Raw genomic sequence first — 25,124 nt, 5'->3', positions numbered from 1 at the left:
AAGGCTCGGTCGGTCGCCGTGACGTGCCGCCATCCGTTATCGCACCGCACTACTCGACAAGCAGGACCGACAATGGGCCGACGCAGAAGAGGCTGTCCTTGACCGCCTTGACGCCCGCGACGTTCTCCGCCGCGACCATCGCCGCCTGCCGCTGTCGCTCGTCGAAGATCGCGCCACTCAGCTCGACAGCCCCCCGGTCGACGCTTACCCCGATCAAGTCTCCGCCGCTCCACGAATGGCCCTGAAGCTCCGCCAGGACGTTCTTCCGAATGGATTCGTCATCGGCCGTTGTCGCACCGGACTTCGGCAGGATGCGCGACAGCGCGCGCAGCAGATCCGTCCGCGTAACGATGCCGACGAGCCTTCCCGCCTGGACGATCGGCACATTCTTGATGTTGTTCTCGGTCATCAAGCCGACAATCTCGACGAGCGAGGTATCCGTCGGCGCCGACACGACTTGCTTTGTCATCACCTCGTGAACGCGCCGCCCGTTCGCGAGGACATAATCGTTGGCTATTTTTCCTGGCCCGAGGACAAACTCCAGCCAGCGAGGACGCACGCGCTGGGTACCGAGCTCCTGACGGCGCAGGAAGTCGCCTTCGCTGATGATGCCAGCCATTGTGCCGTCATCGCGGACGACCGGCAGGCAGCCGATCTTCCGGGCAAGCATGAGTTCGGCCGCATCGGCGATCGAAGCGCTTGGACCTATGGTGACGACCGGGGTGGTCATGATGGCTTCGGCCTGCATTCCTGCCTCCTGATTTGCATCCAGCCCCTCGTTGGATGCCAGCCTTTGTCGGACGATTGAGCTCTCCAGGCATTGATCTGCGTCATTTCACAGGGCAGGCGCGGTCACTTTGGCGGCTCATCCCCATCGATGAGAATGCGTTCCGCCGCTCCATCAAGATCCTCATACTGGCCGCTTCTCAGCGCCCACAGAAAGCCGGTCAGTCCAAGCGCTCCGAGGAAGAGCGCCACGGGGATGAGATAGACGAGCGTCGTCATGGCTGTTGGACCAACATGCCGGCGCGTCCGCGCCGGTCGCGCGAAGCGTGTTCAGGTGATGAGCCTTTCGCGAAACCTTGCAGCCGCATGGCATTTCCGATCACCAGCAGCGACGACGCGGACATCGCGATCGCCGCGATGAGCGGCGTCACGTGCCCCGATATGGCGATCGGCACAGCGAACGCGTTGTAGACAATGGCAATGGCGATGTTCTGTCGGATGAGCCGGCCTGCCTTTCGCGAGATATCCAGCGCCAAGGGCACTGCCAGAAGGCTTTCGCGCAGGAAGACGAAATCGGCGGCATTGCGACCGACGTCGGCCGCGGTGGCCGGGGCCATCGAGACATGTGCCGCACCGAGCGCCGGCGTATCGTTGAGGCCGTCGCCCACCATCAAGACCTTGTGGCCTTCCCTGGACAGCGCCTCGATCCACTCGACCTTGCCGGAGGGGAGCAGAGCCGGAACGAAGTCCTCGATTCCCAAGGTGCTGGCGACGTCGCGACAGGCGTTGGCAGTGTCGCCGGACAACATCTGGACCGACATGCCGGCATCCTGCAACTGCCCGACCGTCGCCTTGGCATCGGCGCGCACGGCGTCTTCGAAGGCAAAGGTGGCCACGATCATCCCGTTCTTCGAAAGCACTGTCCCGCCATAGCCGCCATATTTGCCTTCGCCGCCGGTCCGCGCCTTCCATCCGGCCCAGCCGCGCCGGCCGAGACGCCAGGTGTTGCCCTCGGTGACGGCCTCCATGCCGAAGCCTGGGTGCTCGCTGACGGACTGGAGACCGGGTTGGCTGGAAGAGCCCGCGAAGCCGGCTATGGCCTTCGAGAATGGATGGCGCGAATGCGCGGCCATATCGGCCGCGATCGCCAGCATGGCCGGGTCGATGGACTGCCCATTGATCAGCCTTGGTTGTCCGAGCGTGAGGGTCCCGGTCTTGTCGAACAGCACCGTATCGATCGCCGCCAGTCGTTCCATGGCCGAACCGTCCTTGACCATGACCCCGGCCTCGAAAAGACGCCGCGCCGCGACGACCTGCACGATCGGCACGGCGAGGCCTAACGCGCATGGGCACGTGATGATGAGAACGGCAATCGCGATCGTCATCGCCAGATGCCAGTCCCCCGAGGCGATCATCCAGCCGAGGAACGTCAGCAAGGCAGCGAGATGGACCACCGGCGCGTAGAGCGCCGAGACCCGGTCGGCGATCCTGCGGTACTGCGAGCGGCCGCCCTCCGCGGCTTCCATGAGCCGGACCATTTCGGCCAGGAAAGAATCCTTCGCCGCGGCCGTCGCCTGCATGGTCATCGGACCGGTGAGATTGAGCGTGCCCGCCTGGACCTTGGCTCCCGCTCCCACGGTCCGGGGCGTGCTTTCCCCCGATACCAGTGAGCAATCGAGGTCTGAAATACCGCTGAGGATAGTGCCGTCGACCGGAATTCGCTCGCCGGCGGCGATGTGCAGTTCCATGCCCGGCTCGATCTCGCCGACCGGCAGGTAATCGCGGACGCCATCGCCGCGCAGCACGACGGCGCCGCGCGCCGCCAGCCGCGAGAGGCCGTTCACGGCGGTACGTGCCCGTTCGCGCATGACGTGGTCGAGCGTGCGGCCGATCAGGAGGAAGAACAGCAGCGAAACGGAGGCGTCGAAATAGGCGTGGTCGCCATGGTTGATGGTTTCGTAGAGGCTCATGGCGTAGGCAAGCGACACGCCGACCGCTATCGGGACGTCCATGTTCATGCGCCCGTGGCGCAATGCATTCCAGGCCGAGCGGAAATAGATGCCGCCGGCAAAGGCCAGGGCCGGGATGGCGATCAGCGCCGAGACCCAGTGGAACAGGTCGCGGGTCGCGCCTTCGGCGCCGGACCATACCGAGACCGACAGCAGCATGATGTTGCCGGCGGCAAAACCCGCGACCGCGACCGCCCGGATCAGTTCCGAAAGCGTCTTGTCCTTGTTGCCGGTCTCTGGATCGAAAAGATGCGCGGGATAGCCCAGCCGCCCGAGCGTTGCGAAAAATGGCGGAGCCTCGTCGCCACGCCATTGGATCGAGACCCGTTTGGTCGACAGGTTGACGCGAGCGCTCTCGACGCGATCGAGCCTTCCCAGTGCCGTCTCGATTGTCTGGATGCAGGCCGCGCAGTGGATGGTCGGTACCGAAAGATCGGTCTGGCAAAGGTTGTCGCCAATCGATCGGCTCGCCAGCCTGATCTCCTGGCTGGACGGCAGGACCGATGTGGCGCCGGCCAGATCCAGCGTCATTTCAGCGCCAGGTGCACAACAGCTCATTTCTGCGCTCCGTGGGAAATAATGATCCTGCGGACGTCGCGATAGGGTTTGTCCAGACCGGCGTCGGCGTCGACTTCGACGATCCAGACACCGTCCTTCGGCGTATGCCGCGCGGCGAACTCCTGGCCCGAGGCGAGGGCGAGCGTGATGGCCTTATCCTCCTTCTCGTAGGCGGGATGCCGAAACAGAACCTTGACGCCATGCAAGGCAACCGGCTTGCCGCCGGCATCGGTGAGGCCATAGCGGACCTCGCCCCCTGCTATGATCAGTTTGCCGGTCCAGCCGAGGGCCGCCTGCGCGCGCCCTTCCTCGGCTTTCTTGTTGAACTGCTGGCTCGCCACATAGGTGTTCTCGACGACCAGGCCGGTCCAGCTCGTGCTGGCGAGCGTCGCCATGGTCAGATTGACCGCGATGACCACGCCGAAAAAGGCCAGAGTGACGGCCAGCATGTGCCTGCCGGTGAATTCGCGGGATTTTTGCGCCTTGGCGGTCATCTGGCGATCTCCGGTGCGTTGAAGGTGGCGGTGTATTCGTCCGACTCGAAGCTCGCCTTGTCCTCGGCCCGGAACTTGAAGGTCTGTGCCGTGCCGTGGATCTGGCCCGCCGGCTGGCGTACGAAAACCTTCAGCATCTTCAGTCGATCTGGTTCGACCGAGATGGGAACGGAACGGCCAGCCGGCAGATCAACGCCGACCACGCTCATCTCGGCACCTTCCAGGCCCTCGAGAGTAACGACGATCGTCCTTGGCTCGGGGATCATGTTGAGCAGCTTGACGGTGTAGCCGTTGCGGATGGAGCCGTCGGACAGGGTGACGAACTGCGGATTGCGGTCGTGCAGCACATTCACTTCGAGCCGGTCGCGCGTCAGCAGCGAGTAGAGCAGGCCGAGGCCGATCAGCGACCACAGGCCCATGTAGACGTAGGTGCGCGGCCGAAAGATCTTGCGAATGTGGAAATGAGCCACCTTGTCGGAGAACAGGCCGTCAGCGGTTCGGACCAGCGAAGGATTGACTGAGCCGGAGCCCCCGGCGGTCACCAGCATCATGTTGGCGTTGTAGTCGGAGAGCGTCGCGTAGGAGATCAACCCATGCTCCCTGCCGAGCTTGTCCATGACGCCGTCGCAAGCGTCGATGCAAAGCGCGCAGGTGATGCATTCGAGCTGCTGGCCGTCACGTATGTCGATCCCCATAGGGCAGACCGCGACGCAGGCATTGCAGTCGACGCAGTCGCCGACAGGCTGCCCGGCGGCGAGCACCTTCTTGGCGTGACGCGAGCGCGGTTCGCCCCGCCAGTCATTGTAGGTGACGGTGAGGGAGTTCTCGTCGAGCATGGCCGCCTGGATGCGCGGCCATGGGCACATATAGGTGCAGACCTGCTCGCGCATCAGCCCGCCGAACGTATAGGTCGTCGCCGTCAGTACGGCGACGGTGATGTAGGCGACGGGAGCCGCCGTGCCGGTGAAGAGTTCGCCGGCCAGCGTCGGCGCATCGGCGAAATAGAAGATCCAGGCGCCGCCGGTGGCCGCGCCTATGACCAGCCAGATGGCGTGCTTCGAGACCCGCAACGCGAGCTTGCGGGCGGTCCAGGGTCCGGCATCGAGCTTCATGCGGGCGTTGCGGTCGCCCTCGATGGCGCGCTCGACGACCAGAAACAGGTCGACCCAAACGGTCTGCGGGCACGTGTAGCCGCACCAGGCGCGCCCGACCGTCGAGGTGATCAGGAAGAGGCCGACGCCAGCCATGACCAGAAGGCCGGCCACATAGTAGAATTCCTGCGGCCAGATCTCGATGAAGAAGAAGTAGAAACGCCTGTTGGCGACATCGAGCAGCACGGCCTGGTCCGGGGCAAACGGGCCGCGATCCCATCGCAACCACGGCGTCAGGTAGTAAATGCCGAGCGTGATCGCCATCACCAGCCATTTGAACTGGCGAAAGCTGCCCGATGCACGCTTGGGGAAAACCTTCTTGCGCGCAGCATACAATGGCTGGCGCACTTTGGCGGAGTTGACCGCCTCTGCCTCGAGCCGTTCTACCTGCGTATTGTCCAGCACCGATCTCTCCTGTCACGCAGCTTGTGATTTCGCCGGGCGGTCGCCCGCTGGATGTGTGGCAGCGCGAAATGCAGCGTCGACCGGACTTTGCCTCCGGCTGGATCGCGCCGCGTTGACGCAGGTCAATCGCCGGGCACGGAATGCAATCGAGGCCCGGCGGTGCCGGGCCTCGTCGCCTGGACGGAGAGGGCTAGAGAATAGACCCCCGGTTGCTATTCTCCACCGCCAAGCGAATGCACGTAGACTGCGAGCTCCTTGACCTTGGTCTCCCCGAGACGGCCAATCCAGGCCGGCATGACACCATGTTTCGGCGTGCGAACCTGGGCGGCGATGGCTGCCTCGCCGGACCCGTAGAGCCAGATGGCATCGGTCAGATCGGGGGCGCCGAACTCCCTGTTGCCTTTGGCGTTGGCGCCGTGACAGGCCACGCAGTTTTCCGCGAAGACCTTGGCGCCGGGCTCGACCAGACTTGCGTCCTGGACCTTGCCGGAGAGGCTCGCCACGTAGGCGCTGACCTGCGTGATCTGCTCGGGTGTGATGATATCGCCAAAGGCCGGCATCTCGGAGACGCGTGTGTCCGGGTCCGACGTGAAGCGGATGCCGTGCGTGATCGTCTGCTGTATCTGGTCGGCTTTGCCGCCCCACAGCCAGTCGTCGTCATTCAGGTTGGGAAAGCCTTTCGACCCCTGTGCGCCCGAGCCATGACACTGAACGCAATTGACCTTGAATGTCGCCCCGCCGGCCGCGACCGCGAATTCACGCAGAGCATCGTCTGCGGCAATCTCGGACACGGTCTTCGATTGAATTGCAGCGACATACTTGCCCTTCGCAAGTTCGGCCGCCGCCAGCTCGTTCTTGACGTCGTTGCGGCTGGAATAGCCGAGCAGCCCACTCGTCGCGGAAGACAGCATCGGCCATGCCGGATAGGCGATGGTGTAGCCGATCGCCCAGGCGATGGTGATGTAGAAGGTTATCACCCACCAGCGGGGAAGGGGGTTGTTGAGTTCCCTGATGCCGTCCCACTCATGACCGGTCGTCGAGATGCCCGACACGTCGTCGATATGCTCTGTGCTCATGATCAGTCATCCTTGAGTGGAATGCGGGCGGCTTCATCGGCCTGGCTGCGGCCGCCCGGCCGAAGCGCGAAGGCAATGCATCCGACAAAAAAGAGCGCCATCGCGAGCAAGCCCCAACTGTCGGCAAATTCCCGCATCAGATTGTAGTCCATGGTCATCCTCCTCAGCGGTAACCGGCGGCTTCGTCGTAGTGTTTGAAATCGACCAGCGTGCCGAGCATCTGCAGATAGGCGACAAGCGCGTCCATTTCGGTGACCTGCTGCGGATTGCCGTCGAGATCGCCGACTTTCGCTTTCGGATAGCGGCTCAAGAGACCGGATGTGTCGGCGTTAGGATCGGCCTGCGCCATCAAATCGGCGTTGGCGTGCGCGATCATGTCGTCGGAGTAGGGGACGCCAACCCGCCTGTTCGCAACCAGATGCGTGGAGAAGTCCTTCACCTGGATTGGCGTGTCCTTCAGGAATGCGTATTTCGGCATGATCGATTCCGGCACCACCGAGCGCGGATCGCTAAGATGCTGGACGTGCCAATCGTTCGAGTAGCGGTCGCCGACCCTGGCAAGGTCGGGGCCGGTGCGCTTCGAGCCCCACTGGAAGGGGTGATCGTACATCGACTCGGCCGCCAGGCTGTAGTGACCGTAGCGCTCGACCTCGTCCCGAAATGGCCGGATCATCTGGCTGTGGCAGAGGTAGCACCCCTCGCGCACATAGATGTTGCGGCCGGCGAGTTCGAGCGGCGAATAAGGCCGCATGCCTTCGACCTTCTCGATAGTATTGTCGAGATAGAAGAGCGGAGCGATCTCGACGATGCCGCCGACCGTCACCACCAGTAGGGAACCAACGAGAAGAAGCGTGGCGTTCTTCTCGATGATCGCGTGTTTGTCCATCAAGCCCATTTCTGGCTCCTATTGTGCAGGCTGGAGAGCGGGAACGGAGCCCGGCAACGGTTGCTCCTGGCGCTGATGGCCGAGGATTGTCATGGTGATGTTCCAGGCCATGATCAGGGCGCCGGACAGGTACATGGCCCCGCCGACGGCGCGCATGATGTAGTAGGGGTGCATGGCGGCGACGGTCTCGGCGAAGGAGTAGACCAGGAAGCCCTGTTCGTCGTATTCGCGCCACATCAGGCCCTGCATGATGCCGGACACCCACATGACCGCGGCGTAGACGACGATGCCGAGCGTCGCCAGCCAGAAGTGCCAGGTGACCAGCCGCAGCGAATAGAGGCGCTCGCGGTTCCACAGCTTCGGCACCATGTAGTAGATCGCGCCGAACGAGATCATGCCGACCCAGCCGAGTGCGCCGGAATGAACGTGGCCGATGGTCCAGTCGGTGTAGTGGCTGAGCGAATTGACCGACTTGATCGACATCATCGGGCCTTCGAAGGTCGACATGCCGTAGAAGGCGATGGCGATCACCATCATGCGGATGATCGGGTCGGTGCGGATCTTGTCCCAGGCGCCGGACAGCGTCATCAGGCCGTTGATCATCCCGCCCCATGACGGCATCCACAGCATGATCGAGAACACCATGCCGAGCGTCTGCGCCCAATCGGGCAGGGCGGTATAGTGGAGATGATGGGGCCCAGCCCAGATGTAGAGGAAGATCAGGGCCCAGAAGTGGATGATCGAAAGGCGATAGGAGTAGACTGGCCGGTTGGCCTGCTTGGGCACGAAGTAATACATCATGCCAAGGAAGCCGGCCGTCAGGAAGAAGCCCACCGCATTGTGGCCATACCACCATTGCGTCAGCGCATCCTGGACACCGGAAAATGCGGAGTAGCTCTTCGAGCCCAGGAAGGAGGCGGGCATCGACAGGTTGTTGACCACGTGCAGCATCGCGATGGTCACGATGAACGAAAGGTAGAACCAGTTGGCGACGTAGATATGCGGTTCCTTGCGCTTCAGGATCGTGCCGAGGAACAGGAGGAGATAGGCGACCCAGACGATGGTCAGCCAGATGTCGACATACCATTCAGGCTCGGCATATTCGCGGGATTCGGTGATGCCGAGCAGATAGCCGGTCGCCGCCATGACGATGAAAAGCTGATAGCCCCAGAACACGAACCAGGCGAGATTGCCGCCGAAAAGCCGGGCGCGGCAGGTGCGCTGCACCACATACATGGACGTGCAGAGCAGTGCGTTGCCGCCGAAGGCAAAAACGACGCCGGATGTGTGCAGCGGCCGCAAGCGCCCGAAGTTGAACCAGGGCTGGATGTTGAGGTCCGGATAGGCAAGCTGCAGCGCGATGACCACGCCGACAAGCATGCCGACGACGCCCCAGAACATGGTGGCGATGGCGCCGTAGCGGATCGGGCCATCCATGTAGGCGGATGGATCGATCGGAGCTGCCGGCGCGAAACTCGTGTTGCGCAGGAGAATGGCGGTAAAGCCCACCAGGACGATGAACAGCACCCACATATGCTGGCGGAAAGGCTCATCCACGCCAAAGCCGGCGGCCACCAGGGCCGCGAATGCGAACAGGCTTAGAGCCACAGTTTCAGTGCCGAATTTCATGACATATCCCCGACCTCGGATTCCGTGCGCGGAAAGCAATCCGCAGCAGCACCAATTCCTCAGCCGGGTTGCCGGCGCCTTGATCCAGGTCAAAGCTCACCGCGTTATCATTGGGCAGCGTAAGCCTTGCAAAAGAGCGGAGGCTGACATTGAACTCGGAGAAAGGGCGAGGATCGTCGCTGTTTGAAAACCGCCGTGACATCTCCACGCTGGCCGGACGATCCGGGCGGGAGGCCGTCCCGACCGCGGTGATGAGGCGTGCGCATGACGAGAAACTCCGTCTTTGCGATGCTCTGGAAAAGATCGCCGACGCTCTACCAGGTGTTGATCGGATGATATGCCTCAGCACAGCCAACTCGATCGTGCCGCTTCTGCGCAACATCCATCAGTACGAAGAGGCGATCATTTTCCCGGCTTACGAGGAGGCGGTGGTCGGCAGCGAGGCGAACCTTGCCTCGACCCGACGATTGCGGGCCGAGCATGTGGAAGACGAATGCTTTGCCGGTGAGGTGACTGAAATCCTGCTGGCCATCGGACATGGCGAGGCAGTCGAGAATCCCGAAGCCATCGGGTTCATGTTGCGCGGCCTGTTCGAGAACTTGCGCCGCCACATCGCGTTTGAACGCGAGCACGTGCTGCCGATGATCGGGATCGTTGATTGAGGTCAGGCGCCGGAGCGGCCGGCCAAGCGGGTAAGGCTGGTCACCGTTACATGTCGATTGTTCTCGATCCGGATCAGCCCGTCTGTCCGCAGCCGGGTCAGCTGGCGGCTCACCGTCTCGATCGTCAGCCCGAGGAAATCGGCGATGTCGGCGCGCGTGAGCGGCAGCTCGAAGCTCGTCGCGTTGGTGGCCGGATCGAGCGTGGGATCCAGGAAACTCGCCACTTTTTCCGCGGCCGTCTTGCGTCCCAGCGTCACCATCCAGTCGCGTGCCTCGTCAAGCTCGTTCAATGTCTGCTTGAGCAGGCGATGCTCGAGCTCTGGCGATTCCCTCATCATTCTCTCGATGGACGCTCTTGGAAACGAGCACAGGGAGACGGCCGTTGCCGCTTCGGCGTTGATCGCGCTTTCCACCTTGAACGGCCGCCCCAGAAAATCGGGAGCAAATTGAAGCCCTACAATCTGTTGGCGCCCGTCCGAAAGGCTTTTCGTCAGCTTCACCACGCCGGAAAGCACGTTGGAATAGCTGTCGACGGTCTCGGCGTCGCCAATCAGTTCTACGCCCGGTTCAATGGTATGCTTTGACGAAATCTTGGCGAGCCCGACCAGTTGATCGGGGTCGAGCGCACCGCAGACGCCGCGATGCCGCGCCTCGCATGATTGGCAAAGCACGGGAATGCCGGCGCTATGAACATCTTGACGCACTGTCATCACGATCGTCCGAGGGCCCTGAGTAGAGGCAAGATAAGTGTCGGCGATTGAAAAAGCCTTGTGACAGTTTGTCCGGTGCAAGGGCTTTGACCGAAATCAAGGCATTGGCGCCGGGTTGCGGCCATGCCTTGACCTTGCAGAGACGGGGAAAGCGACATGCGATCGGAAGTGGCCGCCAAGCTTGGCGAAAATGTACCGCGGTACACGAGCTACCCGACGGCGCCTCATTTCCATCCTGGGGTTGATGCGGCCGTCTGTCGGAGTTGGCTGGAAGCGCTCGAAAGCGATGACGAGATATCGCTCTATCTGCACATTCCCTACTGCGACAAGCTGTGCTGGTTCTGTGCATGCCACACCAAGCAGACCCGGCACTATCAGCCTGTGGCAACCTTTCTGCACTCCTTGCATAGGGAGATCGAAACTGTTGGCAGCCTCGTGCGCGGCAAGGGTCGCGTGCGCGCCATCCATTTCGGCGGTGGCTCGCCGACGATGCTGAAGCCCGAGGACATACTGTCGCTTGGAAAAGCGCTGCGGGATCGTTTCGATGTGCTCGACGATGCCAGCCTCAGTGTCGAAATCGATCCCAGCGACATGGATGAGGCCCGGCTCGACGCCCTCCGCGCGATTGGCATGACGAGGGCGAGCCTCGGCGTTCAGGATTTCGATCCCAAGGTGCAGAAGGCCATCAATCGCGAGCAAAGTTTCCTGCTGACCAAGAGCGTGGTAGACGCCGTGCGGGCGCGTGGCGTGAGTTCCGTGAACCTCGACCTGCTCTACGGACTGCCGCACCAGACCCTTGAGAGCGTTGCCCGGACCGTCGCCCAGGCGTTGACGTTGCAGCCCGACAGGCTGGCGCTGTTCGGCTATGCGCACGTGCCCTGGTTCAAGAAACATCAGACCATGATCGACGAAGCATGGCTCCCCGATTCTGCCGCACGGTTGGCGCAATCGCAGCTCGCCGCCAGGCTGATCGTGGACGCCGGATACGAGGCCTTGGGGCTGGACCATTTCGCCAAGCCGGACGATACGCTCGCGATCTCGGCTCGCGTCGGCAAGATCCGCCGCAATTTCCAGGGCTATACAGAGGACAATTGCGAGACGCTGATCGGGCTCGGGCCGTCCGCGATCAGCCGATACCGCCAGGGCTACGCCCAGAACATCGTCGCGACCGGTGCATACGAGAAGGCCGTGGAGTCCGGACAGCTGGCGGTGGCGCGCGGCATCGAGCTCAGCGTCGACGATCTGGCGAGAGGCTGGATCATCGAGCGTCTGATGTGCCATTTCGCCTTCTCGGCGATCGAACTGGTCGAACGCTTCGGCGACGTCGGCCAGAGGCTCCTGGCCATGGCAAGTCGACTTGCCATCAGCGGCGGCGGCCTGCTCAGGCTCGACGGCGAAAACTTCGTCGTGCCGAAGGACAGCCGCCCGCTTGTCAGGACGGTGGCGGCGAAGTTCGACAAGTACCTCGAGGCCGGCACGGCCAGGCATTCGGTGGCGGTCTGAGCGCCGGTCCGGTCAGAAGTGCTCGCCGACCCTGAACGGGCCGATACGCGTTCCCGCCGCGATCAGATAAGCGGTCGACCAGCCGATAAGCAGAAACCCGTTCACGCCCTCTAGCGCCGCCAGGACGCGCCAGCCATGGGCGGGAACCACGTCGCCATATCCGACCGTCGAAAAGGTAATGGTCGAAAAATAAAGCGCGGTCTCGAAGTCCGGCAAGACGCCGAGTTCAAGATACACGCCGGCCCACAGCCACACCTCGGCCGTGATGACGGCAAAGAGCCCCATGACGACGCTGATCATCGCGACCACGCGGCTGCGCCGGCCGTGCATGCGGAAGCGAGCCACGAGGTGCGCGATGGCGTGGGTGATCGCGATGAGGCCGAAGGTGTGGATGAGAACCGTCAGGCTGATGATGATCGTGCCGGCGAAAAGATTCATGACCATGTGTTGATCGTAGCGGCGCATCGGTGCTCTGCATTGTGCAAGATCAAACCGATGGCGGCGCGCTTCTTCGGGGGGCGCCGCCAAGATCCGGCATCACGCAAACATTTCGCGGTCGACTTTACCGAATTACAATCAGTCATCTGCTAAGGTGCCTCCATAACTCGGATGATCGCCGCCAGGCGAAGGCATGATGCCGCCCCGTCCGTGCCGGTTTGAGGCCGGCGGTTGTGCTCTTCACGCATGATTGCGGCGCCAGCGATGCGCCCTGTTTCGCCGCCGCGCCAAGCGCGTCGGCTCCCGAAAGGCTATCCGATGAAAATCTTGCTTGTGGCAGCGCTGTTGTGCGCGTTGCCTCTCTCCAATGCCATGTGCGCCGCGCTTGAAGCGCCCAGGGGCGATGTCGTCCTGACAGTCACCGGTCATATCGACAACACCAACGCTGGAAACACCGCGACCTTCGACATTGCGATGCTGCAGACGCTTGCCGGCAGGCGGGCGATCATGGAAACCCCCTGGACCAATGGCGCCACCGAGTTCGATGGTCCATATCTGAAGGCCGTCCTCGATGCCGCAGGAGCCCATGGCAAGACGCTGAGGATCAAGGCCCTCAACGACTACGCGGCCGACGTTCCGGTCGAGGATGCCACCGACTATGAGACGATCCTCGCCCTCAAGATGAACGGCAAGCCGATGTCGGTTCGCGACAAGGGTCCGCTCTTCATGATCTATCCGTTCGACAAGAACCACGAACTCTACAACGAGAAATACTTCTCGCGTTCGGTGTGGCAGATCAAGGAAATCGAGGTTGTCGATTGAAACCCGACCTGATCGAGAGCCGGGAGGCCGTTCGGCGGGCCGGCAAGGCGACGCGCTATCTGATCGCGGTCTCCGTGGGGCTGATGCTTGCGCTTGGGGGCGCCTTCGCCCATCTCGCGGCCAGGCAGAACACACTGCAGGATAGCATCCGGGAGGACGCCTTGTGGGCGGTCTACCAGTTGGACCGGGAAAGCCGGAGCCTCGCACAGGCGATAGACCGGCTGACCAGCAAAGGCAGTGTCAGCACAGAGGAGGTCAAGGCGCTCAGTCTGCGCTATGACATCCTTTATTCGCGGCTCTCGATCCTCGACAATTCCAAATATGCCTCCTTCTTTCAAACCAACGAAACCTTCCGCGGCGTGCGCGTACAGGTGCGGGGAATCGTCGTCGGACTTGAATCCGTCTTCGACCGCATAGCCGCCGACGGTGCCGTCGACCATGCGACCTTGATCAGCGCCTCGGATACGCTTGCTGGCTTGCTGAAGGCCACCGAGGGCCTTCTCAGCTACACCAACGCCTCGGTTTCGGCCGCACGCGCCGATGCCCGCGACGAGGTGATGCGCCTGCAGCAGCTGTCAGCGCTGGTCGTTCTGGCGCTGGGCTGCTCGATCGGACTGCTGATCCTGAATCTCATGCGCCAGTTGCGCATCGTCCAGGTCACCAGCCGTCAACTCGAGGCGACAGCCAACGAATTGTCGATGGCGTATCGAGCGGCCGAGGTTGGCAACCGCGCCAAGTCCGAATTCATGGCCACCATCGGCCATGAGATCCGCACTCCGCTCAATGCCATCCTCGGCATGTCCGAACTGCTTTCCCTTTCGCAGCTTGCGCAGCGCGACATGGAGAGCGTGCGTATCATCACAAGCTCCGGCCAAGCCCTGCTCGAGGTCATCAATGAGATCCTCGACTTCGCCAAGATCGAACACGGCGACTTCGCCGCCGAAAGTGTTCCCTTCGACGCACCGGCCATGTTGCGTGACGTCGCACGTGTCATGGAGGGCAGGGCGGGTGAGCAGCGCGATCGTATCGAGATATCGAATGGCTGCGCGCACCATGGCGGATGGTACGTCGGCGATCCCACCCGGCTGCGGCGCGTGCTGCTCAATCTGTTGAGCAACGCGGTGAAATTCACCGAGAATGGCCTGATACGCCTCAGCGCGACCGAGAACGAAGACGGGACATGGTTGCGCTTCCAGGTGTCCGACACCGGCATCGGGATCCCGCTGGAATCACGTCATCGCCTGTTCATGCCGTTCAGCCAGGTCGACGGCACGATCAGCAGACGCTTCGGCGGTACGGGCCTTGGGCTGGCCATCTGCAAGAAGGTGGTCGAGGGGCTCGGCGGCACCATCGGCGTCGACAGCACCATCGGGGTCGGGAGCTGCTTCTGGTTCGAGGTGCCAGCCAAGCGCAGCGATCCGCCCGTCGTGACCTCGCCCCGTACCGTTCTCCTGCCATCATTGAACATCCTTGTGGTTGAGGACAATGCGGTGAACCGGGAGGTGGCGCGGCAGTTTCTCGAATTACTGGGCCAACGCGCCGTTCTGGCCGTGGACGGCCGCGAAGGCGTGCGCATCGCGTCCGAATGGCAGTTCGACCTGATCCTCATGGACATGCAGATGCCGGTCATGGATGGGATCGAAGCAACCCGGACCATCAGGGCGACCGGCAACCGGGTGCCTATCGTGGCGATGACGGCCAACGCGTCCGATGAAGATCGCAGACGCTGCATCGACGCGGGCATGAACGGGTTCGAGGCCAAGCCGGTCACCATGGCGAGGCTAGGCCATCTGATCGACGGGCTCGCCGGAACCGCCGGCCGAATGGCGCCTGTCGGCCCCCGCCTGGGCGGCGGTGAAGCCGCTGGCGGCGGAACTCCCATGGACCTGCGGACGCGCGAATTGATTGAAACTCTTGGACAGGACGCTTTCCATCGATTGATGGATTCGTTTCTGGAGGACTCCGCCGCGCTGCTTCGCGACCTGCATCGCGCGATGTCGAGCAGCGACCGGAGGCTTGCCGACCGGACCCTCCATTCGCTCAAGGGCGCCGCCGCCAATATGGGTCTGACGTCACTCGCGACCTTGGCGGAAGAGGGCCGCGGCCGACCACTCGACGTCAAGCTGACCAAGGATATCGAGCAGGAAGTCGCACGGATCGACCGAAACGGCAGAAGGGCGGCGTAGTGATGAGGAACGAAAGCATCGGCATATTGATCGTCGAAGACAACCGGACAAACCGGATGCTGATGGAGATGCTGGTTGGCCAGATCCCGAACTGTGTTGCGATCAGCTATCCGGCGCCGGCCGATTTGTTGCGCGACCTGCCTTCGATCAGCTTCGACCTTGGCATCGTCGACTACCAGATGCCAGGCCTCAACGGCATCGAGCTCATCGAGCACATCCGCAGCGACCGACGGTTCGCCGATACGCCCTTCGTGATGGTGACGGCTGATGGCGACGCCAGCACGCGCATGGACGCGATCCATGCCGGTGCCATCGAATTTCTGCACAAGCCGATCGAGCCGGTGGAGTTCAAGGCTCGTGCGAGGAACCTGGTGAGGTTGTGCGAGGCGCAGAAGGAGCTTGCCCACAGGGCGGAGTGGCTGAGGAGCGAGGTGGAAAAGGCCACGCTCGAACTGCGCCACCGCGAGGAAGAGATCATCAATCGCCTGACCCTTGCTGCCGGGTACAAGGATCAGGAGACCGCCATGCACACGACCAGGATGGCGCACTACAGCGCCGTATTGGCCAAGCAGCTGGGATTTTCCGCCGAACAATGCCGCGACATCCAGCTCGCGGCTCCGATGCATGACATTGGAAAAGTGGGCATTCGCGATGCCATCCTCCTGAAACAGGCTGAGCTCAGCGATGCCGAGCGACAGCGGATGAACGAACACACGCTGATCGGGAGCGCCATTCTCTCCGGATCGACATGCTCGCTCCTGAAACTGGCCGCCGAGATCGCTGAATCGCACCATGAGCGCTGGGACGGGGGCGGGTATCCAAACGGCCTCAAGGGCGAGGCGATTCCACAGGTCGGACGCATCGCGGCGGTCGCGGATGTCTTCGATGCCCTTACCTCGTCGCGTCCGTACAAGGCCGCATGGCCGGTTGACCGGGCATTCGACTACATCAAGGAGCAATCCGCACTGCATTTCGACCCCGCCTGTGTCCAGGCGCTGCTGGCGGCGTCCAACGAGATTCTCGAAGTGAAAGCCGCCTACCCGGACGATCCTGCCGAGAAGCGCTACATGGCTTGAAGTCGCATCCAGGCGTCGGCAGCCAGGCCCGGACGGTCGGTTCCGTTCGCGCCGTCTGCCCGATCGATGCCTTTGCGCCAGATCAAAGCCCAACTGTCGTTTGTGTGCGAAACGCGCTGCAGGGGCGAGGGAGCGACGCGGCGTCATGTCCACCAACGGCATCAGCACAATGATCCATATGACGCTGGCCAAGGCCGTTCCCTATGTCACCGGCGCGCTGGCCGCCCATGGCTTCGATGTCGTGCAGTCCATTGGCATGAGGAGTCAAAAGCGGGCCGAGGACGGCTCCAGGACTTTCGGCTTCAGGGTGCTCGGAGTTTCCAATCCCGATATCGTCTTCCGAGGCGCCAACGGCACCGCCAACGCGATTTGGTGCAACGTGTTCCTGTCCGAACACAATGAAAACGCGGTCAAGGTTCTGGCGGTCGATCCGCTGCCATCGGTAGCGGCTACCGACCCATCGGCGATGAACATACGCCTGGCTTTGTCCAAGGCTATCCTAAGCCTTTGAGGCGCCGCCAGGCCAGTAGGGTATGCTTGGCGAACACCGTCCTCTCCTGAGCTGCCGACATCACCTCTGAACGGTGCAGATCGTCGACCGCGTCAGGAATCGCTTCTCCCGTCCATTGTCGAGCGAGAACATGCCACCGCGACCGGGCACCACGTCGATGATCAGATCGGTATGTTTCCAGGCCTCGAATTGCGAAGCCCCGATGTAGAAGGGTGCGTCTTCGATGTGGCCGAGCAGCACATCGTGGTCGCCGACGATGAAACCGGCGCGCGGATAGCACATGGGCGAAGAGCCGTCGCAGCAGCCGCCGGATTGGTGGAACAGCACCGGCCCATGCTCGGCAACGATCTCCGCGATCAGCTGGAGGGCGGCCGGTGTTGCCGTGACCTTCGCATGCATGGTCTTCCAATCCCCAGTCTTGGGCGCGGCCCCTGGCGGAGCCGCGCCTGTGCGACAAAGAGCCGATCAGAAGAAGCCGAGCTTCTTCGGGCTGTAGCTGACCAGCATGTTCTTGGTCTGCTGATAATGGTCGAGCATCATCTTGTGGGTCTCGCGGCCGATGCCGGACCGCTTGTAGCCGCCGAAGGCCGCATGCGCGGGATAAGCGTGGTAGCAGTTGGTCCAGACGCGGCCGGCCTGGATCGCGCGGCCGAAGCGATAGGCGCGGTTGCCGTCACGCGTCCAGACGCCGGCGCCGAGCCCATAGAGCGTGTCGTTGGCAATGCTGAGCGCCTCGGCATCGTCCTTGAAGGTCGTGACCGAAACCACCGGCCCGAAAATCTCCTCCTGGAAGATGCGCATCTTGTTGTGGCCCCTGAACACAGTCGGCTTGACGTAATAGCCGCCCGCCAGGTCGCCAGGCAGAACATTGCGGGCGCCGCCGGTCAGAACCTCGGCACCTTCCTGGCGGCCGATGTCGATGTAGGACAGAATCTTCTCCAGCTGCTCGGACGAGGCCTGGGCACCAATCATCGTCGTCGGGTCGAGCGGATCGCCTTGCACGATCGCTTCGACGCGCTTGAGCGCGCGTTCCATGAACCTGTCGTAGATCGATTCATGGATGAGGGCGCGGCTCGGGCAGGTGCAGACCTCCCCTTGGTTCAGCGCGAACATGACGAAGCCTTCGATGGCCTTGTCGAAGAAATCGTCGTCCTCGGCGACAACGTCCTTGAAGAAGATGTTGGGCGACTTGCCCCCCAGTTCCAGCGTGACGGGGATCAGGTTCTGGCTGGCATATTGCATGATCAGCCGGCCCGTCGTGGTCTCGCCGGTAAAGGCGATCTTGGCGATGCGCGGCGAGGACGCGAGCGGCTTGCCGGCCTCGAGGCCGAAGCCGTTGACGATGTTGAGCACGCCTGGCGGCAGCAGATCGCCGATAAGATCGGCCCAGAGCAGGATGGCGGCCGGTGTCTGCTCGGCGGGCTTCAGCACGACGCAGTTGCCGGCCGCAAGCGCGGGCGCGAGCTTCCAGCATGCCATCAGCAGCGGGAAGTTCCAGGGAATGATCTGGCCGACCACGCCGAGGGGCTCGTGGAAATGATAGGCGACGGTGTCGTCGTCGATCTGCGAAAGGCTGCCTTCCTGGCCGCGCACGGCGCCGGCGAAATAGCGGAAATGGTCGATGGCCAGGGGCAGGTCGGCCGCGGTCGTTTCCCGGATCGGTTTGCCGTTGTCCCAGGTTTCGGCACAGGCGAGGAGATCGAGGTTCTCCTCCATGCGGTCGGCGATGCGGTTGAGGATAAGCGACCGCTCCGCCACGCTGGTGCGTCCCCACGCGTCCTTGGCGGCATGGGCCGCATCCAGGGCCGCCTCGATGTCCTGGGCATCCGAGCGCGCCACCTCGCACAGCAGTTGACCGTTTACGGGGGAGTGGTTCTCGAAGTAGCGGCCGGAACGGGGTTCGGTCCATTTGCCGCCGATGAAATTGCCATAGCGCTTGTCGAAGGGCGCCTTGACCGAGCGTGAGAATTCAACCTTGTTCATGTGTCTTCCTCCCAAAGCTGACGTCGCGGGATGCGACGCTTGGGAAGAGATTTGCGATTTATGCTGCCAATGTCATCGCCCCGGAGACAGGGGGCGGGTGGGATGTGTCGCAGAATTGCGACAGTCCTGTGAGGTTTCGAATGGTCAGTGCGACCTGTGGACGTCCAGGCGGTTGAGCTTGCGGTGCAGCGTCGCGCGGCTGATGCCAAGCGCCTGGGCCGCGGCCGAGACATTTCCGTCCGCCCGCGCGAGCGCCCGCTGCAGCACACCGCGCTCCGCCTCGGCAAGAACTTCGGGGCCAGCCCAGCCGAGCAGGTCGGCCGCGGGCATCCATTTGTCCAGGCACTGCTGGGTAATTCCAAGCGCGAGGCGAGCCTGTCGAGTAGCACCGACCACCATGTCGTCGCTATCTACGGCGATCAGTGCGCCGGAGCCTTTGTCGGCCACCGGGGCCAGCAGAATGCGCGCCTTCGGGAATGCCATCTTGAAGTTCTCTGCCTCGATCCGGCGCGCCGCGTCGATAACGGCCAATGAAATAAGGTTGGCAAAGGCTTCGGTCAGGTCGGCGCGGCAGGAAGACACGTCAAGCGCGGCCAACAGATCTCCCTGGTGATCGTAGATCGGAGCCGTGGTGCAACTGAGCCCCGTATTGCGCGTGTGGAAATGCTGGTCGCGGTGGATCGTCAGCGCGCGCTGTTCGACCAGACAGGTGCCGATACCGTTGGTGCCCTCGCTTTGTTCGTTCCAGACAGAGCCAGTCCACAACCCCCAGGAATGAAACGTTTCGTCATCCGCCGCCGCGCCGCGCCGTTCGACCGGCACGCCGTCGCGGTCGGCGAGAAGGACACAGCATCCGACGCCGCCCACCGCAAGATAAAGCCGGTCCAGACTCGATTGGGCAGCACGGACGAGCGGTTCGATGCGTTGCCGTGCCCGCCCCAGTTCCGTCTCCGTGAGGTAGCGTGGGGAGCTGCGGTCGGCTGGATCGAGCCGATGCAGATTGGAAGACCGCCGCCAGGACGCGACCAGTGCGGATTTCGCCGCCGCGTCCGAAGCGATCGCCGCCTGAATGCGGTCGGCATGATGACCGGATAGGTCCTCGCCCATGCTTCCTCCCAGCCTTTCCTTCAGCTCCTGGACCATCGCTGCCTCAAGACAAGGTCGCGCTGGTGTCATGCCAAGGTTCGGCTTTCAATCAGCACACTGTCAATTCGACAGAAGAAGCAGAGGAGGAGTCATCGAACTGCGATATCGGCCAAGCCATAATCCTACTCGCCGAGAACACTCTTTGCGCCCAGGTTCCCTTCGGTTAGTTTCAAAACCTAGCAGAATGAACTGGGCATTCATTGATCGAGAGCAAAGATCCGCGCATTACGGCCTGGCCGCTGAAATCGCCGCCAAGGCTTACAGATAACCACCATGCGGACGTCGCGGAGCCATATGGAATGATGCCGGAAGATTTCTGGTTTCATCTCGCTATCGCATTCTGGCCGATTACGCATTCGCAACGAAATCAGCCGGCGTCACCCTGGCCTCCATGTTCAGTCGCAACAATCCCCGCTTTTGATGGGCGCCTCCGTGCGAATGGATGATTTCAAGGCAGGTTTGACTGGCGCACGAATGCCGAACACCTAACTGAAGGACAGGGGTTCGCCATGAGCAAAGAGTTCAGTGTCGCCGACGCCTATGGTTCGGGCCGCGCCATCTTCATGGGACTTGAGCTGCTCGTCGCGCCCGGTGCGCTCGTCCCCCGGCCGGAGACGGAGTTGCTGGGCACGACGGCCCTGGGTGTTTTGGATCAGATGAACCTGCCGGCGCCGCACATCGTCGACATGTGCTGCGGCACTGGCAATCTGGCGTGTGCCATCGCCCACCACATTCCCACCGCACGTGTCTGGGCGAGCGACCTCACCGATGGATGCGTCGACGTGGCGCGCCGTAACGCCGCCCATCACGGCATGGCTGACCGTGTCGCGGTGCTGCAGGGCGACTTGTTCGGCGCTCTCTCGGGCCTCGGGCTCGACGGGGCGATCGACGTTATCGTCTGCAATCCGCCCTACATTTCGGAAAAGCGGCTCGAAGGCGACCGCGCGCATCTGGTCGAGCTCGAACCGCGTGAAGCGTTCGCGGCCGGCCCTTACGGCCTGAGCATCCACATGCGGGTGGTGAAGGACGCGCCACGATACTTGCGGCCTGGCGGCATCCTCCTCTTCGAGGTCGGCCTTGGCCAGGACCGGCAGGTGATGGGGCTGCTGGAGCGCAGCAAGGCGTACGAGAACATTCGCGCTGTGTCGAACGAAGCGGGCGAGGGCCGGGTGGTTCTGGGACAAGCCAGAGCGCAGGCATGAGCGTGCGGACAGCCAGAGCAATTGCGGGAAACCGATCTGGGCTTTGTGCCGGCAATCAGTTCATCTTGCGGATGATGTATTGCTCGATCCCCTGGATGGAATCGAGGTTCTCAGGCAACAGCTCGCTGTCTTCGACGGTGATGCCAAAAGTCTCCTCGATAAAGCCGATAATCTCGAGCACTCCCGTCGAGTCGACGATGCCTTGATCGAGCAGGGACGTGTCGTTCATCAATGCCTTCACGTCGCTCACGTAGAAATTCGAAACCAGGAAACTGCGGATCTGCTCGCTGTAGGTTCCGGTGCGGCCCTTGATCGTCAACATGAATTCGCCCTCCGTAAGACACCATAAATTAAGCGATCTCGTCCCCGAGCCCGCCTCATGACAGGGCCGTTTTCTTGAGTTTGCCGGTATCCGTCATCGGCAGGCTGGCCACGACGACGATGGACTTCGGAACCATGAAGTTTTCCAGCCGCTTCTGGCACTCCATCTGCAGCTGCTTTTCGCCGATGGTTCTTCCATGCTCCATCACGACAAACGCCTTCACCGCCTGCCCAAGGAGTTCGTCGGGTACACCGATGACGGCTGCTTCCCGGACGCCGGGAATATCCATAAGGACGTTCTCCACTTCCTTCGGCGCCACCTTCTCGCCCCGCGACTTTATGATCTCGTCACCACGGCCGACGAAGTAGAGGTAGCCCTCCGGGTCCATCCGGCAGTAATCGCCGGTATATAGGACCTGCTCGCCGGGCAGCGGGCCGGGTTTGAGCTTCCTGGCCGTCGCTTCGGGCTTGCCCCAATATCCCTTCATCACCGTCGCGCCGCGAATGACGAGCTGGCCGACGATGCCGGGGCCGACCCGCCTGTCATGTTCGTCAACGATCCACATTTCCGTATTCGGGATCGCGATTCCGACGCTCAATGGCTTCCGCGCGAGGTCCTCCGGCGGCAAGTAGGTGCAACGCTTGCATTCGGTGAGGCCGTACATCGAATAGATGCGTGCGCGGGAAAACAGCTCCCGAAGCATGAGAATATGCTTGAGGGGCAGGGCCGCTGCGGTGTTCGTGACGTAGCGAATGCTCGAGAAATCCTGGTCCTTGAGGGATCTGAGCTCGGAGAGTGCCGCGAAAATGGTCGGCACGCCCGGAAAACCCGTAACCCCCTCTTGCCTGATCAGCCCAAGGACCTGCGCCGGGAAGGCGAACGAACGTTCGAGCACCAGCCGGGCGCCGGTGCGAAACGCCATGATCATCTGGTACAGGCCGTAGTCGAAGGCGAGGGGCAGGACATTGAGGATCACCTCGTCCTCGGCAAGTTCGAGGTAGGAAGCGATCGACGCGCACGCGGTCATCATGTTCCTGTGCGTCAGCATCACGCCCTTGGGTTCGCCTGTCGAGCCGGACGTGTAGATGATGGCGGCAAGATCGATATCGATGCAGCGTCGCGCCGGCGGTGCATCGCCGCCGTTGCCGACCGCGGTGTCCCAGCGCACGGCTTGCGGCAATCGGGAGAGCTCGGGGTCGTCGATCGATCCGGAAACGATCACCCGCAGAAGTGACGGGCAGTTGCGCGCCGGCTCGCGGAAAATCGAGTGCAGATGCGCGTCCGTGATCAGCGCCGCCGGTAGGCAGTCGTTGAGCAGATAATCAAGCTTGTCGCTCTTGGTCAGCGGGTTGACGATGCAGACCACCGCATTCGCCTTGAGCACAGCCCAGAAGCTCACCACCGTCTCGACCGTGTTGTCGGCGAAGATCATCACGCGATCGCCGCGCGCGACCCCCGATGCAGCCAAGACCCTGGCGATTGCATTGGCGCGCGCCTCGAGCTCGCCATAGGTGACACGTTGCTTGCCGCACACCAGCGCCACCTTGTCGCCGAGCCGGCCGGCGGAGTGGGCGAGGTAGTCATGCAGCAGGGGGACGGCATCATGCAACATGCAAGCACTCCTCCCGATGTTCGCGGTCGACGTCGACGCTGAGCCCATGCACGCGGGCTGCACTGGGACAGCTCGCGACAAACTGCTGGTGAAGGAGTTGGGTCGACAGCACGCCGACGAGCGCCATGTTGTCGGCATTGGAAAGATCACCGTCACCGGTCCTGGCCTGGCACTTGCCGAGCAGGCGTGTGACCGAAGCCGGATCGAAGACATTCGCCTTGCGTATCGCCGTCTCCGAGAGCGCTTCGCGAATGTACTCCGGCGCGGCGTCGGCGGTGAAGCAAAGCGCATTGGGCGCCCGGAATGGCTGCTTCTTGCGGGTCACGATCTCGGAGGGCACGATCGGCTCCGCCACGCGTTTCAGCACGTGCTTCTCGTCGAGGACACGCAGTTTGTAGGAAGGCGGAAGCGAATTCGCGAGCCTCACGAGTTCATCGTCCAGGAACGGGAAGCGCCCCTCGACGGAGTGGGCCATCAGCATCCTGTCGCCCTGCGAGGAAAGCAGATAGCCCGACATCAATGTCTGGATCTCGAGATACTGGTCCTGCGCGAGAGGGCTCCAACGCGAAAACGTCGCGGGCAAGCGGCCAAGCAATTCCGACACGGCATCACGGCGCTGGGTTTCGGCGCGCAGGTCCGCCGAGAACAGGCGTTTGATGGCGCCGGTGCTGCGCCAGCGCGTGTCATGGGCGAAGCCGGGCGCGTCATGGGTCTCGATCCCGCGCCCGAAGAACTGGCGCGCCATTGCTTGCTGTTGCACCGGCGAGCGGGTGAGATAGGGGTAAAGGCGCTCCAGGAGGCGCGATCGTCGCGTCGACGCCGGCTGGCGTCCCCAGAACCGGCGGACCTTGCCTTCACGGAACAGGTCGTAGCCGGCGAACATTTCGTCGGCGCCTTCGCCGGTCAGCACGACCTTGATGCCACGCTCGCGCACCAGCCTCGAGAGCAGGAACAGCGGCGCCGGGGCGGTTCTCAGTATCGGGCGCTCGGTGTGGTTGATCACCTCCGGGAAGATCGCGGCGATGTCGCCGCGCGAAACCACCACCTCATGGTGCTCGCTGCCGGTTGCTTCGGCAACTAGCCGCTGGAAGCGGGTCTCGTCATATTCGGCATCGGCAAAACGCAAGGAGAAGGTCTGGAAGCGTCGGCCGGCGAAGCGCCGTCCCAGTGTCGCCACGAGCGAACTGTCCAATCCTCCGGAGAGGTAGCAGCCGACAGGGACGTCGGCGCGCACCATCCTTAGCGCCGTCGCGGCCTCGAGGGCGCCACGCACGCGGTCCACCGCTTCATCGAGCGACCCGGTGAATTCGCCGTGCGAGGCTTCGAAATTTTCGGGGTAGGAAGGCTGCCAAAAGACCTGCTCGCGAACGGCGCCATCCTGGTAGATGCGGACATGCCCCGGCACGAGCTCGTGGATTCCCTGAAATACCCCTTGCGGTGGAACTACTGTCCAGAGCGTGAAAGTCTGATCGAGGCCGGCGGGGTCAAGTGCGCGGGGGATGGTTGGATCGGCCGCGAAAATGGCCTTCACTTCACTGGCGAAATAAAGGCGGCCCGCATGCTCATAAAAATGCAGGGGGCAAATGCCGAACCGGTCGCGCGACAAGACGAGACGACCCGCTATTGAGTCCCAGATTGCGATTGCCCATTGGCCGTTCATCCGCTCGAAGGCCGCCTCGCCCCACGCGCGATACGCGTGCAGCGCGACCTCTGTGTCGCTGCGGGTTCGGAAGCGATGGCCGAGCGCAATCAGCTTTTCCCGCAGCTCGACATAGTTGAATATCTCGCCGTTGAAGACGATCCAGGTCGTATCACCTGTGTCCGCGAGCGGCTGCTGGCCACTGGAAAGATCGACGACGGACAGGCGGGCATGCGCCAGCCCCGCGCGTTTGTCCCGGTAAAGGCCGCGCTCGTCGGGGCCGCGATGCGCCAGCGCGCCGACCATCCGCAGCAATGCGTCGCGTGAAGGAGAAGCCGCCGTGGCGCTCAGCGCCACAATTCCAGCGATGCCGCACAT

Annotated in this window: 25 protein-coding genes; 7 read left to right on the top strand and 18 right to left on the bottom strand. The window is 62.7% G+C overall.

Annotation, left to right across the window (positions count from 1 at the left end):
* Positions 1-49 precede the first annotated feature (49 nt).
* From QQK95_RS01130 to ccoN, 9 genes are all read right to left on the bottom strand, one after another.
* The gene (locus QQK95_RS01130; RefSeq protein ID WP_284267916.1) at positions 50-748 is read right to left on the bottom strand and encodes a CBS domain-containing protein; all 699 of its coding nucleotides are present in this window, start codon (positions 746-748) and stop codon (positions 50-52) included.
* 104 nt (positions 749-852) lie between these two features.
* Positions 853-1,005 carry a cbb3-type cytochrome oxidase assembly protein CcoS gene (gene ccoS, locus QQK95_RS01125; RefSeq protein WP_284267914.1) on the bottom strand — a complete coding sequence of 51 codons (153 nt, stop codon included), beginning with the start codon at positions 1,003-1,005 and terminating at the stop codon, positions 853-855.
* Positions 1,002-3,293, bottom strand: a complete 2,292-nt coding sequence (locus tag QQK95_RS01120) for a cation-translocating P-type ATPase (RefSeq protein WP_284267912.1) — start codon at positions 3,291-3,293, stop codon at positions 1,002-1,004. The genes ccoS and QQK95_RS01120 overlap by 4 nt, the downstream gene beginning before the upstream one ends.
* The gene (locus QQK95_RS01115) at positions 3,290-3,787 is read right to left on the bottom strand and encodes a FixH family protein (protein ID WP_284267911.1); all 498 of its coding nucleotides are present in this window, start codon (positions 3,785-3,787) and stop codon (positions 3,290-3,292) included. Before QQK95_RS01115 ends, QQK95_RS01120 begins: the two co-directional genes overlap by 4 nt.
* Positions 3,784-5,343 carry a cytochrome c oxidase accessory protein CcoG gene (ccoG, locus tag QQK95_RS01110; protein WP_284267909.1) on the bottom strand — a complete coding sequence of 520 codons (1,560 nt, stop codon included), beginning with the start codon at positions 5,341-5,343 and terminating at the stop codon, positions 3,784-3,786. The genes QQK95_RS01115 and ccoG overlap by 4 nt, the downstream gene beginning before the upstream one ends.
* Before the next feature lie 212 nt (positions 5,344-5,555).
* On the bottom strand, positions 5,556-6,419 hold the full coding sequence (gene ccoP / locus QQK95_RS01105; RefSeq protein ID WP_284267907.1) for a cytochrome-c oxidase, cbb3-type subunit III: 864 nt from the start codon (positions 6,417-6,419) through the stop codon (positions 5,556-5,558).
* Positions 6,420-6,421: 2 nt separating this feature from the next.
* A complete protein-coding gene (locus QQK95_RS01100; RefSeq protein WP_019860163.1) occupies positions 6,422-6,571 on the bottom strand; it encodes a CcoQ/FixQ family Cbb3-type cytochrome c oxidase assembly chaperone in 150 nt (49 codons plus the stop codon).
* A gap of 11 nt (positions 6,572-6,582) precedes the next feature.
* Positions 6,583-7,314: a cytochrome-c oxidase, cbb3-type subunit II gene (ccoO, locus tag QQK95_RS01095; protein WP_284267889.1), complete on the bottom strand. Its 732-nt coding sequence runs from the start codon at positions 7,312-7,314 to the stop codon at positions 6,583-6,585.
* A 9-nt stretch (positions 7,315-7,323) separates the two neighbouring features.
* Complete coding sequence (gene ccoN / locus QQK95_RS01090) at positions 7,324-8,934, bottom strand: cytochrome-c oxidase, cbb3-type subunit I (protein ID WP_284267887.1); 1,611 nt, start codon at positions 8,932-8,934, stop codon at positions 7,324-7,326.
* Between the two features lie 251 nt (positions 8,935-9,185).
* Between ccoN and QQK95_RS01085 the strand changes: the two genes are divergently transcribed.
* Positions 9,186-9,596: a hemerythrin domain-containing protein gene (locus QQK95_RS01085; protein WP_284268039.1), complete on the top strand. Its 411-nt coding sequence runs from the start codon at positions 9,186-9,188 to the stop codon at positions 9,594-9,596.
* A 2-nt stretch (positions 9,597-9,598) separates the two neighbouring features.
* On the opposite strand, the gene QQK95_RS01080 is transcribed toward QQK95_RS01085, so the two are convergent.
* Entirely contained in the window at positions 9,599-10,306 is a 708-nt protein-coding gene (locus QQK95_RS01080; protein WP_284268038.1) for a Crp/Fnr family transcriptional regulator, read from the bottom strand.
* A gap of 156 nt (positions 10,307-10,462) precedes the next feature.
* Here QQK95_RS01080 and hemN point away from each other — a divergent pair, with 156 nt between their 5' ends.
* Complete coding sequence (gene hemN / locus QQK95_RS01075; RefSeq protein ID WP_284267886.1) at positions 10,463-11,809, top strand: oxygen-independent coproporphyrinogen III oxidase; 1,347 nt, start codon at positions 10,463-10,465, stop codon at positions 11,807-11,809.
* 12 nt (positions 11,810-11,821) lie between these two features.
* Here hemN and QQK95_RS01070 read toward each other — a convergent pair whose 3' ends face one another.
* Positions 11,822-12,274 carry a potassium channel family protein gene (locus tag QQK95_RS01070; RefSeq protein WP_284267885.1) on the bottom strand — a complete coding sequence of 151 codons (453 nt, stop codon included), beginning with the start codon at positions 12,272-12,274 and terminating at the stop codon, positions 11,822-11,824.
* 291 nt (positions 12,275-12,565) lie between these two features.
* Here QQK95_RS01070 and QQK95_RS01065 point away from each other — a divergent pair, with 291 nt between their 5' ends.
* A complete protein-coding gene (locus tag QQK95_RS01065) occupies positions 12,566-13,069 on the top strand; it encodes a putative pterin-binding protein (protein ID WP_284267884.1) in 504 nt (167 codons plus the stop codon).
* On the opposite strand, the gene QQK95_RS01060 is transcribed toward QQK95_RS01065, so the two are convergent.
* The gene (locus tag QQK95_RS01060) at positions 13,006-13,509 is read right to left on the bottom strand and encodes a hypothetical protein (RefSeq protein WP_284267882.1); all 504 of its coding nucleotides are present in this window, start codon (positions 13,507-13,509) and stop codon (positions 13,006-13,008) included. The genes QQK95_RS01065 and QQK95_RS01060 overlap by 64 nt on opposite strands.
* A gap of 36 nt (positions 13,510-13,545) precedes the next feature.
* Here QQK95_RS01060 and QQK95_RS01055 point away from each other — a divergent pair, with 36 nt between their 5' ends.
* The 3 genes from QQK95_RS01055 (at position 13,546) to QQK95_RS01045 (ending at position 16,842) form a co-directional block, all read left to right on the top strand.
* Entirely contained in the window at positions 13,546-15,255 is a 1,710-nt protein-coding gene (locus tag QQK95_RS01055) for an ATP-binding protein (RefSeq protein ID WP_284267880.1), read from the top strand.
* Between the two features lie 26 nt (positions 15,256-15,281).
* Positions 15,282-16,331: an HD-GYP domain-containing protein gene (locus QQK95_RS01050; protein ID WP_284267878.1), complete on the top strand. Its 1,050-nt coding sequence runs from the start codon at positions 15,282-15,284 to the stop codon at positions 16,329-16,331.
* A 145-nt stretch (positions 16,332-16,476) separates the two neighbouring features.
* The gene (locus tag QQK95_RS01045) at positions 16,477-16,842 is read left to right on the top strand and encodes a hypothetical protein (RefSeq protein ID WP_284267876.1); all 366 of its coding nucleotides are present in this window, start codon (positions 16,477-16,479) and stop codon (positions 16,840-16,842) included.
* A gap of 60 nt (positions 16,843-16,902) precedes the next feature.
* On the opposite strand, the gene QQK95_RS01040 is transcribed toward QQK95_RS01045, so the two are convergent.
* From QQK95_RS01040 to QQK95_RS01030, 3 genes are all read right to left on the bottom strand, one after another.
* On the bottom strand, positions 16,903-17,241 hold the full coding sequence (locus tag QQK95_RS01040) for a DUF779 domain-containing protein (protein WP_284267875.1): 339 nt from the start codon (positions 17,239-17,241) through the stop codon (positions 16,903-16,905).
* A gap of 66 nt (positions 17,242-17,307) precedes the next feature.
* Positions 17,308-18,825, bottom strand: coding sequence for an aldehyde dehydrogenase (gene adh, locus QQK95_RS01035; RefSeq protein ID WP_284267874.1), 1,518 nt, complete (start codon positions 18,823-18,825; stop codon positions 17,308-17,310).
* Positions 18,826-18,969: 144 nt separating this feature from the next.
* Positions 18,970-19,932 carry a GAF domain-containing protein gene (locus QQK95_RS01030; protein WP_284268036.1) on the bottom strand — a complete coding sequence of 321 codons (963 nt, stop codon included), beginning with the start codon at positions 19,930-19,932 and terminating at the stop codon, positions 18,970-18,972.
* 548 nt (positions 19,933-20,480) lie between these two features.
* Here QQK95_RS01030 and QQK95_RS01025 point away from each other — a divergent pair.
* Entirely contained in the window at positions 20,481-21,173 is a 693-nt protein-coding gene (locus QQK95_RS01025) for a N5-glutamine methyltransferase family protein (RefSeq protein WP_284267873.1), read from the top strand.
* A 55-nt stretch (positions 21,174-21,228) separates the two neighbouring features.
* On the opposite strand, the gene QQK95_RS01020 is transcribed toward QQK95_RS01025, so the two are convergent.
* The 3 genes from QQK95_RS01020 to asnB are packed head-to-tail and all read right to left on the bottom strand — an operon-like array spanning position 21,229 to position 25,124.
* Complete coding sequence (locus QQK95_RS01020; RefSeq protein WP_284267872.1) at positions 21,229-21,495, bottom strand: acyl carrier protein; 267 nt, start codon at positions 21,493-21,495, stop codon at positions 21,229-21,231.
* 55 nt (positions 21,496-21,550) lie between these two features.
* On the bottom strand, positions 21,551-23,107 hold the full coding sequence (locus QQK95_RS01015) for a class I adenylate-forming enzyme family protein (RefSeq protein ID WP_284268034.1): 1,557 nt from the start codon (positions 23,105-23,107) through the stop codon (positions 21,551-21,553).
* Positions 23,097-25,124, bottom strand: a complete 2,028-nt coding sequence (gene asnB, locus QQK95_RS01010; RefSeq protein WP_284267871.1) for an asparagine synthase (glutamine-hydrolyzing) — start codon at positions 25,122-25,124, stop codon at positions 23,097-23,099. The genes QQK95_RS01015 and asnB overlap by 11 nt, the downstream gene beginning before the upstream one ends.

Source organism: Mesorhizobium huakuii (genome assembly GCF_030160235.1).
GTDB classification, from domain to species: Bacteria; Pseudomonadota; Alphaproteobacteria; order Rhizobiales; family Rhizobiaceae; genus Mesorhizobium; species Mesorhizobium huakuii.
The sequence above is the reverse complement of the archived record's forward strand: the minus strand, read 5'-3'. Positions and strand labels throughout refer to the sequence as shown.